5 protein-coding genes are annotated in these 15,168 nt (G+C 51.1%); 3 read left to right on the top strand and 2 right to left on the bottom strand.

Annotated features, from left to right (window positions below; genetic code table 11):
- Positions 1–43: 43 nt before the first annotated feature.
- Entirely contained in the window at positions 44–4,204 is a 4,161-nt protein-coding gene (locus tag AC0QH1_RS23195) for a PAS domain S-box protein (RefSeq protein ID WP_324633746.1), read from the bottom strand.
- A gap of 1,139 nt (positions 4,205–5,343) precedes the next feature.
- On the opposite strand from AC0QH1_RS23195, the gene AC0QH1_RS23200 reads away from it, so the two are divergent.
- Both AC0QH1_RS23200 and urtA read left to right on the top strand, forming a co-directional pair.
- Positions 5,344–7,341, top strand: coding sequence for an adenylate/guanylate cyclase domain-containing protein (locus AC0QH1_RS23200; RefSeq protein WP_324633747.1), 1,998 nt, complete (start codon positions 5,344–5,346; stop codon positions 7,339–7,341).
- Between the two features lie 535 nt (positions 7,342–7,876).
- Positions 7,877–10,747, top strand: a complete 2,871-nt coding sequence (gene urtA, locus AC0QH1_RS23205; protein ID WP_324633748.1) for an urea ABC transporter substrate-binding protein — start codon at positions 7,877–7,879, stop codon at positions 10,745–10,747.
- 50 nt (positions 10,748–10,797) lie between these two features.
- Here urtA and AC0QH1_RS23210 read toward each other — a convergent pair whose 3' ends face one another.
- Positions 10,798–10,935, bottom strand: a complete 138-nt coding sequence (locus tag AC0QH1_RS23210; RefSeq protein WP_324633749.1) for a hypothetical protein — start codon at positions 10,933–10,935, stop codon at positions 10,798–10,800.
- 724 nt (positions 10,936–11,659) lie between these two features.
- Between AC0QH1_RS23210 and AC0QH1_RS23215 the strand changes: the two genes are divergently transcribed.
- Entirely contained in the window at positions 11,660–15,052 is a 3,393-nt protein-coding gene (locus AC0QH1_RS23215; protein WP_324633750.1) for an EAL domain-containing protein, read from the top strand.
- Positions 15,053–15,168 lie beyond the last annotated feature (116 nt).

Genomic DNA, 15,168 nt, shown 5'->3' on the forward strand with positions numbered 1-15,168 from the left:
AAATAAAATGTTTTCCCGTCACCCCTCCTTTCTGGATCCTTGCTTAGGTTTCTCCATTGCGTTTGCGTTTCTGACGCAAGGGAAGCACGATCGCAAATTCAGTGCCTTTTCCGGGCTGACTTTGATAATCCAACCTCCCGCCATGTTTGTCCACCACAATTTGATAGCTAATTGCCAATCCCAACCCGGTGCCTTTTCCCACCGCTTTGGTGGTAAAAAATGGGTCAAACAAGCGGGAGCGATATTCTGCGGGAATCCCCGGACCGTTATCAGAAATGCGGATTTCTACATGTCCCTTTCCTTTCATCGCCGTGCGAATGCGGATAGTCGGAACAAAAGACGCTGAGTCTGGCTGGGAGTTGAGGAATTCGGGATTTTTACTAGCAGATTCTAAGGCATCAATCCCATTGGTAATGATATTCATAAACACTTGATTGATTTGACCGCCATTGCATTCTACTTCGGGCAATTCACCGTATTCTTTAATCGTGCGAATGCCGAGTTTATTTCCTTTGGCTTTCAGCCTTCCGTTTAAAATCAGCAAAGTGCTTTCGATACCCTCATGGAGATTGAGGGGTTTCATGTCGGATTCGTCGAGACGAGAAAAGGTTCGCAGGGATAAGACAATTTCGCGGATGCGATCGGCTCCCATTTGCATCGATCGCAGAATTTGCGGCAGGTCTTCTTCCAGAAAATCGAGTTCGATGGCTTCGATTTCCGACTGAATGGCGTCCACCGGTTCGGGATAATGCTCTTGATACAGATGAATCAGCGCCAACAAATCTTCGATATATTGATGGAGCGGCTCGATATTGCCGTAGATAAAATTCACCGGATTGTTAATTTCATGGGCGACGCCGGCCACCAATTGACCGAGACTGGCCATTTTTTCGCTTTGAATCAGTTGTGATTGGGTTTTTTGCAGTTTCTTTAAGGTGTGTTGCAGGGCTTGTGCTTTTTGTCGTTCTCGGGCTTCAGATTGGCGCTGCGCTTCTTCCGCTTGCTTGCGATCGCTGATATCCAGGGTGACGACCCCCACGCCGCGCATTTGGCCCTCTACGGTGGCCAGGGGAAAATAAGAGGCCAACCAATACTCGAATTCCCCCGGGCGATCGGGATGTTCCGAAGCGTCTTCCACATGCAAAATTGGCTCACCGGTATGCAGCACTTGCTCGAAGACGGGTTGGAGGGTCGGGGCGAATTCGGGCAGAACTTCGGCGAGGGTTTTGCCCAGATGCGCCGAGGGCGATTTGCGATTCACCCGGGCGAGGGTTTCGTTAATCTTGACAAAACGCAGTTCCTCGTCTAGAATGGCCAATCCGGCGGGAACAGCATTAAAAAAGGCATTCCAGAGAGCATCGCGCCAGAGCAATTCGCGTTCCAGGGCTTTGCGATCGCTGATATCGCGGCCTTCGGCAATCAGCAATACCACATTGCCGCAGGAATCGAACACCGGTTTGAGAGAAAAGTCCACGGTCATCGTTGTGCCACCTGCGCCGCACAACAGGGCTTCATCGCGCACCAATTCGCCTTGACTGGCGCGGGCGATGCTGCGCTGCAGGCAGGCTTGCGAGTCTGGCACGTCTCGCCATCCTCGGGATTCCCACAAGGGATGCCCGGTGAGATCGCAATGCTGCTGTCCGGAAAAATCCAAGGCGGTTTGATTGACTTCGAGAACGCTACCGTCGGGTTCGAGCAAGCCGATAAACTGAAAGGTAGAATTAAAAATGGCGCGGAAGCGGCGTTCGCTTTCTTTGAGCTGTCGGAGTGCCTGTTTGCGATCGCTGATATCGCGCACCAAGATCAGCACTTCGCGATCGCGGTTCCCATCCTCCACCGCCTGAATCTTCACCAACCGCGCCTCGTAGTCGCGCAGTTGGCCATTTTCATCGGGAAGCTGATATTCAAATAACTGGGTTTCGCCAGTCGCCAGGGCTGAGCGCAAGCCCGCCAGGGTAGGTTCGGCCACCATCGGCGGCATTACATCGGCGACGTTTTTGCCGATAAATGCTTCCGGGGGTAGCAGCAGTCCGTGTTCTGCGGCGTCTTTATAGTCTACAAAGGTGCCATCGGCGCGAATCCGGAACATCAAATCGGGAATGGCGCTGAGCAAAGAGCGATTGGTGGCTTCGCTGTCGCGCAGGGCAATTTCGGCTTGTTTGCGATCGCTGATATCTTCGATGGCGGCGATCGCGCAGGGTTCCTCTTCCGAGTCTTGCACCAAGGACACGGTGAGATTAATCCAAACCACTGCCCCGGATTTGTGGATATACCGTTTTTCCAAACAATAGGTTCCCACCTCTTGCGTCCACAATTTATGCAACCATCGGCAACTCACCTCCAAGTCATCTGGATGGGTAATATCGGCAAAGGTGCGAGCGAGCAATTCTTCTTTAGTATAGCCGACGATGTGGCACAAGTGCTGATTCACCCGCAGCCAACTTCCATCTTTTTTCACCTGCGCCATGCCCACTGCAGCTTGCTCGAAAATAGCGCGGAAGCGCTCTTCACTGTGTTGTAACGACTCGATTAAGCGGGTTTTTTCCGCTTCGGCTTGTTTGAGGGGGGTAATTTCCGTACTGGTGCCCACGATTCGATAAATGCGTCCGTGGCGATCGCGCAGGGGATTGAGAGTGGTCAGCCACCAACTCTCCACCCCCTGAAAGGGCAAACATTCTTCGTAGGTGAGGGAAGTGCCGGACGTCACACATCGGGCATAATTGTGCGATACAGTGGCGGCGATGTCTGGGGGAAAGAATGCTTCCGGTGTCTTGCCTCGCACCTGTTGTCGGCTCACGCTGGTGATATTTTCGTTGGCCCGGTTGAATCCGGCATACTGAAATTGGCCATTCTCCAGAACGTCCACCACGAAAATCGCGCTTTCTGTGCCATCATAGATACTGCGTAAAAATTCTTCCCGCTCTTGCAGGGAAGCGATTAATTCGCTGCGGGTGGCTTCCGCTTGCTTGCGTTCGGTGACATCTCGCGCCACCGCCATAATAACCGATTGGGATTCCACCGAAACGGCATTCCAGGTGAGCCATTTTTCCGATCCGTCGGCGGCGAGATAGCGATTTTCAAAGTTAACCACCGATTCACCTTGGGCGAGTTGTTCCAGGGCGATCGCCGTTGCTTCGGCGTCCTCGGGATGCACCCATTCCAGGATCGGTTTGGCCATCAGTTCCGCGATGGAATAGCCGAGGGTGGTTTCCCAGGCGGGATTGAGTCGCTGAAAATAGCCCGGTCGGTCGGCGATACAGAGCAGATCCACCGAGAGATTGAAAAACAGATCCAGTTCTGCTTGCGCTTGTTGGCGCTGGCGAATTTCGTAAAGGAGTTCCTCGTTAGTTTGTTGCAGTTGGGCGGTTCGTTCGGCCACTTGGTCTTCGAGTTCTTCGCGGTATTGTTGCAAAACCGCGATCGCGCTCTTGCGGGGGGTGATATTTTCCAGGGTAGCCACCCCATAGGTTATACTTCCATCGGGAAGACGGATGAAGTTCACCTGTAGGTTGCACCAGAGGGTTTGGTTGTTTTTGGTCAGGTAGCGTTTTTCCAGGGTGGCATTGGGTTGCGCGGTTCTGGCAAATTCTCGAGCGAGGTTGAGACCCGGTTGCCGATCTTCTGGGTGGCTGATTTCGGCAAAATCCTTCCCCGCGAGTTCGGTGGGGGAAAAGCCGAGCATGTCACACAAAGCGCGGTTGGCGCTGAGGATGCGATCGCCCTGGGGTTCAAACAGGGCCATGCCGATCGCCGCATTCTCGAACAACAGGTGAAATCCGTCGGCAGCAGTTTGTCCGGCGGGATTGTTTTGTGCTAAGCTAAAAGACTGAGGTTTTGACAAAGTGTTGTCAGGGAGGGAATCGGCGGGGTTCACCTCGGCGATCGCGATCGCCCCCCTGCAAGTGCCGTTATCCCGCCACCAGGGATGCATCTGCCATCTCACGGTTTGCGGTTGCCCGGTGCTTGGGTGGAGGCGCTGTTCTTCCCAGTGCTGTGCCTTGCCGGCCAAACAGGCTTGCCAGCGGTCTGTATCTGTGGTAAGCAAACAGGAATTGTCCTCGCCGATGTGGGTGTCCCACTGGTGACTGGTGGCCAGATAATCCCCCCGGCGATCGCAAATGGCTAGAGCAGTGGGGGTGTAATCCAAACACAACTGCAATAATTCTTTTGCTTCAGCCTCACCTAACTCATGTTTGATTAGCATTGTTTACCGGATCGTCCTCCCTCGACAACAGTTATTTTCGGTTATAGCGCCTTGGCGGCGCGTCAGCTTCGACCCAGATGTTCTCAAGTTTAAGCCATTATCGGCCCGGGGTGGCGGTGGGCCGACGCCGCCGGAAGACCCTTTCCGGGGAAAATAAACCGCAGCGGGGCAAGCAGGGGCGATTCGGTGGTTGTAATATTTTTTAATAAATTAAATGAGACCTCAATTGTTTGGGGTGCGGGAAAATGTCAATGAAACTCCCTCGGGCAATAGAGTCAGGGGTGGAATCACCGAGCGGCTTTCGTGGTAATATTTTCTTAGGGTGAATTCTCCGCTTGATTGACGAAGCCGATGGGCATCTACATTGGGAAACAGCCGCAAGCCAACTTCTTGTCGGAGTGGGTACAGCCTTCGGCATAGCCCTGCCCGTAGACGCCCGAAGAGCGCGCTGACGTCTCGGGCACCACTGTTACCCCATTCAATGGCTAACAGTCGATCCCTTGGATGCAAGTGGCTAGAAGTTTAATCCGATGGCCTCATATTCCCCGGAGAGTTTCCTCTAACCTTTAAACCGATTTTTACCAAGAATCAGGTGCATTGAATCGGCAAAAAAAGGCGCTCGTTGGCGGAATTGTTCGGGCCAGAATGAACCGGAAAGCTGGTGTAAGGGTTTAATTTTTCCGGGGAAAAATAGGGGGGACGAGTCACAATTGGGGTTCAAAAAAAGGGGAATTAATGGACCGACAGGAAAGGGGCACAGCGAGTTCTCGGCAGGTGATAGGGTGGCATAGAGGTGTTGGGGGGATGCCATTGCCGAAAATCCCGGGGGAAATAGACAGAGTTGGGGTGTACGGGGGGAAGATTTCGGGAAGCCTAAAAAAGGCGATCGCGCCAGGGACAATCCCACCACAAACTGCGGGAAGAACCGGGAAAAATTTTGCGACAGTGGACGGAGTAGGAGACTCGATGAAGCGGTGGGCATATGTTATGAAAAAGAAAGTGCAAACACCGGGGGGAGCGCAATAGGAGTCAGAAGCGATCGCGCTGCTAGACGGTGCATTTTTCTGTAGTGCCGACTCCCAACATTCCCTGAGCGTCGGTGCAATGCAAGAGTTTATGCCTAGCGTCAAGGGCCAAGTATGCCAAACCAACCACGTTTACCCTGGATTCGCTATCTTCCCGCCGCGATCGTTTTCGGTGTCGGTGTGGGACTCTCGTTCGTGGCATTCTTGCTCATCTGGGAGTGGGAAGACAGACGCCGAGACTATGAATTCAGTCGGGGGGCGGACATCATTGCCAGCAAAATTCAGCGGCAACTCAACAAAGATTTAGAGCTAATCCGCAACACCGGAGATTTCTTAGAAGCCACTTATCCGGTCGATCGCGGCGCTTTTGAGCGTTTTGTGCGTCGTCCCCTAGGCGATCGCGCGACAGTCCAATGGTTGGCATGGGTGGAACGAGTGCCGCCAGAGCAGGTGTATGAATTTGAATATTGGATGCGTACGCCTCAGGTGCCCGATTTTCAAATCCGCCAAAACAACGGCGAAGCAGTATTGCCCTTCGATTCCGAGCGATCGGAGTATTTTCCCATCGCCCAAGTTGCCCCGGGGGTACAAAATCAACACCTGCTGGGAGTGGATTTAGGCTCCGTTGCCCGTTACGCCGCCGGCTTGGAACTGGCGCGGGAAACGGGGGAGATGGTGGTGACCGAATTGCTCGATTGGAGCCTCGATGGCGAGTCAAACGAACGAATTTTAGTTATCCTGCCCGCCTACAACCTGGACGCCAACCCCGAGAACCTCACACTGAAGTTAAATGCAAGCGAAACCCCCGCTGAGTATGGCGTAGCTGCCCGCAATCCAGAAAATTTGCAAGGGTTTGTGGTGGGGAAGCTGAACATTTCCGCCCTCTTTGACACGGCGAACTCTAGAAGCAGTAAATTTAATATGTACCTGTGCGACGAAACCCCCACAGCTACGGAAGCAAGTCTCGGGGCGCAACCCAACAATCGCTTGCTCGCCATTTATGAATTTCAAGAACTGGTGATTTCCGGAAGCGATGGAGAGGCATTTGGCGTAACAGTTCCTTCCACCTGCCCGGTGAAGCAATTGCACAGTGCCAGCAAAGAAGGTCAGTTGGTGTTGTTAGGAGATTCCCACCCCCACGCCCGCCGGGAAAAAATGGAGATGGGAGGGCGGGAATGGGCGCTTTACATCCTGCCCACCGACGACTATCGCAGCTCTCGCAAGCACTGGCGCTCTTGGGCGGTGCTGATTATGGGATTGCTGTGGACTCACATTCCAGTGACCTATTTGCTGACTTCGGTTTCGCGCACGATGCAAATCGAAGCTCTGGCTACAGAACGGGCGGAGAAAGCGGAAAAACTGCGCCAAGCGTTGCAGCAGTTAAAAACCGAACAAGCAAAGTCAGAGCGCCTGCTGCTTAATGTTTTGCCCAAAGCGATCGCCGAGCGCTTGAAACAGGATACCCAAACCATTGCCGATAGCTTTCCGGAAGTGACGGTGCTGTTTGCGGATATTGTGGGCTTTACCAAGCTCGCCGCCAGAATTTCGCCTTCGGAATTGGTGCAGCGACTTAATGAGATTTTTAGCGCGTTTGATGGCCTCGCGGCGAAACACGGACTGGAGAAAATTAAAACTATTGGCGATGCTTATATGGTGGTGGGGGGATTGCCGGTGCATCGCAGCGACCACACTGAGGCGATCGCGGAAATGGCCCTGGACATGCAGGAGGAAATTGGCCGATTCAATCGCAAACATGGGGAAGCGTTCTCGATGCGGATCGGCATTCATACCGGTCCGACGATCGCTGGGGTGATCGGCACCCATAAGTTTATTTACGATTTGTGGGGCGATACGGTGAACCTGGCCTCTCGCATGGAGTCCCACGGACTCCCAGGCCGGATCCAGGTGTCGGGCAGCACTTACAAGCTGTTGCGGGAGAAATATTGCTTCCAACAACGCGGGCCAATTCCGATTAAGGGCAAAGGCGAAATGCTCGTCTATCTGCTCTCCGGTCGCTCCCGCGATGGCGTGTGCCACCCGATTTTAGCCTTGCCCTCTCACGAAATGGGCCAATTTCAGTCCAGGGAATCGGTGGAGGAAGGAATGGGTTAAGCCACACCGACGGCGATCGCCCGGGCTTTATGTGAGATAGCGCCCCCTTCGATCGGACACTACCGGGTTGTGTGGCTCCTTTGGCTGCAACCTTTTTAATTTTACCTTAATATTGTATAAATCGTTACGGTTTGGTGGGCATAAATCGGCCAAACTTGAATAAAGAACCGGGGCAATCCCCATCCAGACTAGGGGTGCAAGACAAGGACAAAGTGCAGTAAAATCATACCAGAAAGGCCAACCCCGAGGGCGGCTTGAAGTGGGGTGCATTGTCAAAATTCGGCGAAATTTTATCGTGTGAAGTGTTGCCAAAAAAAAAGCCAATGACGTCACAAATCTTAACCACCAATGCACAGAGGAAGAAAAATGTTAATCCGAACGATGTAAAAATAAAGCAGTTGGGTAGGAAACATCATGCCCAATCCGACCGGTTGGCGAACCGAGAGCATCGAGGAGGAAAATTTACGGGTTAGAACCCGAGACAACTGTGGGGAGGAATTGTCAAGTTTTGAAAAAGGGGTTGGGAGAGTCACCAATGATCGCAACAAGTCACGCAGGGAATCGGGATAAGTCCAGGGTAAAGGTGGGGATACTTCACTCCCTCACCGGGACGATGGCCATCGGGGAAGTGTCGCTCAAAGATGCGGAACTGATGGCGATCGCCGAAATCAACGCCCAAGGTGGGGTACTGGGAAAAACCATCGAGGCGATCGTCGAAGATGGAGCCTCCTTAGCACCGCAATTCGCCCGCAAAGCCAAAAAACTGCTGCAAACAGAACGAGTCGTCGCTATCTTCGGCGGGTGGACCTCCGCGACTCGCAAAGCAGTATTGCCCATCCTCGAAGAGTACAACGCGCAACTGTGGTATCCCGTGGAATACGAAGGACTCGAATCCTCGCCCCATATATTCTATACGGGCATTTGTCCGAACCAGCAACTCGAACCCGCCGTGAATTGGGCCGTCCGCAACAAAGGCAAACGGTTTTATCTGATAGGCTCCAATTACGTTTTTCCCCGCACCCTCCATAAAATGATTAAAGCCCACCTCAAACAGCTAGGCGCTACGGTGGTGGGAGAAGAATACGCCCCCCTCGGCGGGAATGACTTTGGCGAGATTATCCATCGCATCCAAAAAACTCAACCCGATGTGGTGTTTAATACCCTCAATGGGGACAGCAACATTGCTTTTTACCAACAGTACCGCAATGCGGGAATTGGGAGCGAGGAAATTCCCATTATCGCCGTCAGCGTGGCGGAAGACGAACTGCGGCGCATCGGCCCTGCAGCAACCGGCCACTATTCCACCTGGAGCTATTTTCAAAGTGTGGATACCCCAACCAACCACAAATTCGTCCGCAATTTTAAAGCGCGCTACGGCGAAAATCGCGTCACCAGCGATCCGATTGAAGCGGCTTACACTCAGGTATATTTATGGAAGCAAGCGGTGGAAAAAGCCGGCACTTTTGCGGTGGACGCCGTGCGCGAAGCGGCATACGACCAAACCTTTGAAGCTCCCGGCGGGGTAGTGAGAATCGAGCGGAACAATCATCTGTGGAAACCTTGCCGCATTGGTGAGATTTTGCCTAACGGGCAATTTAAAATCGTTTGGGAAAGTGATGGGGCGATTAAACCGTTACCCTGGTTGGGTTTGGAAGAGGTAAGCGGGAGCGTTTCTACTGTGGCGATCGACATGCTCGCCGAAGTGTCCCAGGCGATTCAATATAGCTGCCAAATGGAAGCGAAATCCCAGCAACTCGAAGCCGCAATGGCACAACTGAAAGAAACGAACCAACGCCTGCAACACACGCAAGAGGAATTGCTGGAATCTCAACGGCAATTTCGCCTGCTGCGATCGCGGGTGGAGTTGCTCAAGCGCCGCTTATCCAGTCAAATTCACACCTCTTTAAATATCGAGACGATTCTCAAAACTGCCGTAGGCGAAATTCGCACCTTGCTCGATATTGACAGATGTCAGTTTTTGTGGTATAAGAAGGACAAAAATCGCTACGAACTGTCTCGAGAATCCTGGCATCCGCAGCGATCGCACGTGGGGGGCGACAATGCCTTCACCCACATGGCGGCGCTGACCCAACCTCTGGGACATCTGGAGTTGTTGAAAATCGATGATGTCAAAGGCGATCCGCAACTCGATCCCCCCACGCGCCAGATGCTCGAAGCGCGATCGGTCAAGTCCCTGTTAGGCGTGGGAATGGAGACTCATTCCGGAGAGCGCGGCGCGATCGTCTGCTTGGACGGAACCTCTGGGCATCCCTGGACCGAAAGCGAGATAGAACTGCTGCAAGATGTGGCCATGCAACTGGCGATCGCGATCGAACAAGCACAACTGTACGATCGCAGTTGTATCGCCGCCGCCGCCGCCACCGCACAAGCAGAAAAACTAAAAAAAGCCCTGGAAGAGTTGCAACAAACTCAGGCACAATTAATTCAAACCGAAAAAATCTCCGGATTGGGAACCCTCGTGGCGGGAGTCGCCCACGAAATTAACAACCCGGTGAATTTTATTTACGGGAATTTATCATACGCCAATAATTATCTGCAAGAATTGCTCGAACTGGTTCGCCTGTATGAAGAACATTATGGCGAACCCGTACCGGCCATTCAACAGTATGTAGAGGAAATTGACTTGGAATTTCTCAAGCAGGATATGCCGCAAATGCTGTCTTCGATGAAAATTGGCGCAGAACGGATTAGCGAATTGGTGCGATCGCTGCGGAACTTTTCTCGCACCGATAAAGGGGAACTCAAGCTGGTCAACATTCACGAAGGAATTACCAGCACCTTATTGATTTTACACCATCGCCTGAAAGGCGATCGAACCGGTATAGCGATCGCGGTAGAAAAGGAATTTGGCGAACTCCCCGCCATCGAATGCTACTCCAGTCAGCTCAATCAAGTTTTTATGAACATTATCAGCAACGCGATCGATGCGTTAGAGTCATCGGTGGATAGTCATTCGTCATTCGTCACGGGTCATTCGTCATCGGTCAAGGGTTCAAACGACATTGGACAAACCACCAAGACCTACGGACAAATGACCAATAACAAAGGACGAACCATTCGCATCCGCACGGAATGGCCCGATCCCGACTGGGTGACGGTTCGGATTTCCGATAATGGTCCGGGCATGTCTGAAGTAGTGCAGCAGCAGCTTTTTGAAGCCTTTTTTACCACCAAACCGGAAGGGAAAGGGACCGGGTTGGGAATGTCGATTAGCTATCAGATTGTGGTGGAACGACATAAAGGCGAGATCGAGTGCGTCTCCGCACCTGGGGAGGGTACCGAGTTTTGCATTAAATTGCCGGTGCGACAGACTCCCAATCTGCCCGCGAGTCCCACGGAGTCGGAGACTGCTCAGGTTCCCACCATGAAAGGCGGATTGACGTGAGAGGTTTGTGAGGGCAAGTGCAAGCGCCGATATTGCCCGGGAGGAGATAGTCATTCGTCATCGGTCACGGTTTCACACGACATTTGACCAAGACCTACGGACACAAGCAGGCGCGATCGCCAAACGAGATAACCTGCGCCGATGTTCCACATCAGCGCGGTGCGATCGCGGCGGATGTTTTTGTGCAATCAAAGAGAAAACTGTAAAAAATAGAGATAGATTCCGGCATTTTGGCATCTCAAGCAACCCATCATGTGCTACGAGTAATCTGGAAATGCAATAAATCCATCAATAACTCTCAATTCAACGAGTGCGATCGCTTGCTCGCAATCCCGGGAAACTCCTCCCTCCTGTGGAGGGGAGTGCAATGTCAATAACCGATGACCGAGCGACAATCACCACCGCCAAGGACCAAGAACCAATGACAACCGACAAGTGACAAATCAGCAACTCCAGACCGGATATTTCCCGTGAATTTACGCAGACAATCCCCCCAGATTACCGAAAATTTACGGATAAATTGCGGAACGGGTTCAGTGAATTTACGAGAGTCACATTTACGGAGATGAGATCGCCTTGTAGATGAATTTACAAGCCTGCTTTCACGAATACAAGCCATTTTCAGTCTCTAGTCATATTCCGAATCAGTGGTTAAATCTGCCGCCCGATAGAGGGTTTTGTTCTAATAAAACCGTACCATTGAAAATGAAAATATTATAAGTTAATCGATTGTCAGGAAAAAGATAAATAAGCTTTTTCCATAGAATATTGACTTTTGCGGATTGGCATTTTATAATGAGCGTAAAAATAAATAAAAACCCCTCAAACGTGAGTGAAAAAACTCGGAATTGTTAAATAAATGCATAAAACATGGGATGTGGCCAGGAATGGAAATCAAGAAGGAGTTAAGCCGTGGAACTGATTAACCAGTTAGTTGAGCTTGGTTTTGCCGGAAAATTAGTCATTGAAATTGGCGATCGCTGCCAAGGAAAGCTGGTGGCGAGGGAAGGTTCTATCTCGCAAGCAGCGATGAGTCATTTAATGGACAACTGGGGCATAAAGAATCTAGAAAGAATCGATTTAGTCTCAGAAGAAAATCGCTCTTCCTGGCAGCTTTTTGATGAAATACCCACTCATTCCACCCACTCGGAGGCGAGTTTGCGCGCGGAACAAAATAGAGTTGAACCGGGTGTTTCGTGCGCGAAGGGCGATCGCACCTTAGCCATTGTAAACGCGGCGATCGGGCAAGACAATGGTAGCGAAAGCGTAACCGTTTTGCACCACATGAATAAATCGGAAGATTGGGTGCAAGGGGGAGGGGAATCAAGCGCGATCGCGAATTTCGCCTCAGAGACCCTCACCCTGAATGCAGTCAAACAAGAATTAGAACGCACCATCGAGCAGCGATCGGCACAATTAGAAACAGCAAACCAGCAATTGCAAGCAGAAATCGCCCGTCGATCGCGAATTGAGGCAGAGTTAGAGGATTCCCTTTCTCTGCTGCGCGGCACCCTTGAAGCGAATCCCGATGGAATTATTGTCAGCAAAAACGGCAGCGAGATTGCCACATTCAATCAAAATTTTTTGCAAATGTGGGGAATTTCCGAAGCGGCGATCGCCTCTAGAAAACTCGAAAACCTCCTGCCTTTAATGCTACAGCAACTTAAAGAGCCAAATGCTTTTCTTTGTCAGGGGCAAGATGCATTTTCTCAACCCGATGCCGAAGGATACGGAATTTACGAACTCAAAGACGGGCGAATTTTTGAGCGCTATTCCAAACCCCAATGGCAGGGGGAAGAAATCGTGGGTCGCCTGTGTAGCTTTCGCGACATTACCCAAAGAACCCGCACAGAAGCGGCTTTATCCGAGAGCGAAAGACGCTATCGAGCCATTATCGAGCAAGTGTCTGAAGGGATATTTTTGCTCGATGTTCCTAGCATGAGAATCTTAGAAGCAAATCCGGCGTATTGCCAGTTACTCGGTTACAGCGAAGCGGAACTTTGCACCCGAACGATTTACGAGCTCGTCGAGCGCGATCGCGAGGAACTCGATGGCATTATTCACCAGCTTTTAACCGAAAAAAACTGCTTATGTAGCGCAGGATGCCATCGTCGTCAGGATGGTTCCTTGGTGAATGTAGAAGTCTGTTTCAGCCTGATTTCTTACGGGGGAAAAGAAGTCATTTCCGTAGTGGTGCGCGACATCAGCGATCGCATCGAAGCCGAACAAGCATTGCGACAAGCAGAACGCAAATATCGCAGCATTTTTGAAAATGCCGTAGAAGGGATTTTTCAAACCACATTAGAGGGTCACTACGTCACGGCAAATCCCATGTTAGCCCGGATTTATGGCTACGATTCGCCCGAACAATTGCGCCAAGAGTTGAGCGACATCGAGAGACAACTTTATGTGGATGCAGGGAGGCGTGAGGAATTTATCCGCCGCATAGAAAGACAAGGGGAGGTTAGGGACTTTGAATCGCAAATTTATCGAAAAGATGGCACGGTGATTTGGATTTCCGAGAATGCCTGCGGCGTTTATAACGATGCGGGGGAATTAGTAGGATATGAAGGAACCGTGCAAGACATCAGCGATCGCGTGCGAGTGCAAGAAGAATTACAGCAGTCGCGCCAGATGCTGCAACTCGTCATCGACAACATTCCCCAATCTATCTATTGGAAAGATAAAAACGCCGTCTATATGGGTTGCAATGGCAACTTTGCCCGCGCCGCCGGATTTGCGACTCCCGAGGAGATTATCGGAAAAACCGACTACGAGATTCCATTAAAAACCCAACAAGCGGCATTTTTCCGCCAGTGCGATTTCTGCGTGATGAATGCCAACGAGCCACAATATCATACCATCGAGCCACAAGATCGTGTGGATGGCAAGCAATATTGGGTGGAAAGCAATCGAATTCCCCTGAAAGATAGCCAAGGAAATGCGATCGGAATTCTCGGCACCTATGAAGATGTCACCGAACGCAAATTAGCAGAAGCCACCATTCGCTATCAGGCAACTCACGATTTACTCACCGGCTTGCCAAACCGAATGCTATTCGACAAACGGTTGCAAGAAGAATTGCAAACGCTTCCTGAAAGCGAGAATAAACTGGCGGTGATGTTTATCGATTTAGATCGGTTTAAAACGATTAACGATACCCTGGGTCATGCAATGGGCGATCGCTTATTAGAAGCCGTCACCGAACGAGTCACCAATTGTCTGCGCGAAACCGATACCCTGGCGCGCTGGGGCGGCGATGAATTCACCTTACTCTTGCCCAATATTCACGGCGAAGCCGATGCCGCACAAATCGCCCAACGAATTTTAGATCGACTCACACCCACCTTCGATCTAGAAGGTCATCCCCTGCATATTAGCAGTAGCATTGGCATTGCCCTGTGTTCTTCCAGTGACGAATTAACTGCCGAAAACCTATTAAAAAATGCCGATGCTGCATTATATCGCGCCAAAGAACGGGGACGGAATAACTATCAGTTTTATACCCCGGCACTCAATTCCAAAGCCTCCGAATTGTTTGTCCTAGAAAACGAACTGCATAATGCCTTGACCCGAGAAGAATTTGTGGTGTACTATCAACCCCAAATCAATACTGCCACCGGCGAAATATCGGGGATAGAAGCATTAGTGCGTTGGCAGCATCCAGAATTGGGATTAGTATCGCCGGCAAAATTTATTCCCCTCGCCGAAGAAACCGGCTTAATCGTACCGATTGGGGAATGGGTACTGCGAACCGTCTGCCGACAAATGAAAGCCTGGAGAGAGGCTGGTTTGCCACCGATACGAGTCGCCGTAAATTTCTGCGCCCGCCAAATCGAACATCCCAATCTCATCGAAACAATTGCCACAATTTTGTCCGAAAACGGACTAGAACCGGAATGGTTAGAATTAGAAATAACCGAAAACGCCGCCATGCAAAATGGCGAAAAAACCCGCATGATATTGCAACAGTTGGACGCAATGGGAGTTCACCTGTCTGTGGATGATTTTGGCACTGGATATTCGTCATTAGCTTATCTCAAACAGTTTCCGCTCAATACCCTAAAAATCGACAAATCTTTCGTCCGCGAACTGACCATGCAGTCTAAAGATGCCGGTATCATTGATGCGATTATGTTGTTGGGGAAAAAGTTTAATTTTCGCGTAGTGGCGGAAGGAGTGGAAACCGAAGAACATCAACGGTTATTGGAATGCTTGGGCTGTGAAGAAATGCAGGGATATTTGTTTAGCAAGCCCTTGCCAGGGTCAGATGCCACCCGGTTGCTTTGCAATGGCGATAATTAACAGCTAATTCTGCATAGGATTGGGGTGCGTCAGTTGCCACTATCTGTGGGTTTGTCAGAAAAGCGGGGGAGTGTTCTCTCGTTCCCAGGTGGAAACCTGGGAACCACAGAGATGGT

It is taken from the genome of Phormidium sp. CCY1219 (assembly GCF_055795085.1).

Excerpts from the sequence above, each read along its gene's own strand:
- urtA (WP_324633748.1), top strand. The coding sequence starts at position 7,877 with ATGATCGCAACAAGTCACGCAGGGAATCGGGATAAGTCCAGGGTAAAG.
- AC0QH1_RS23200 (WP_324633747.1), top strand. The coding sequence starts at position 5,344 with ATGCCAAACCAACCACGTTTACCCTGGATTCGCTATCTTCCCGCCGCG.
- AC0QH1_RS23195 (WP_324633746.1), bottom strand. The coding sequence starts at position 4,204 with ATGCTAATCAAACATGAGTTAGGTGAGGCTGAAGCAAAAGAATTATTG.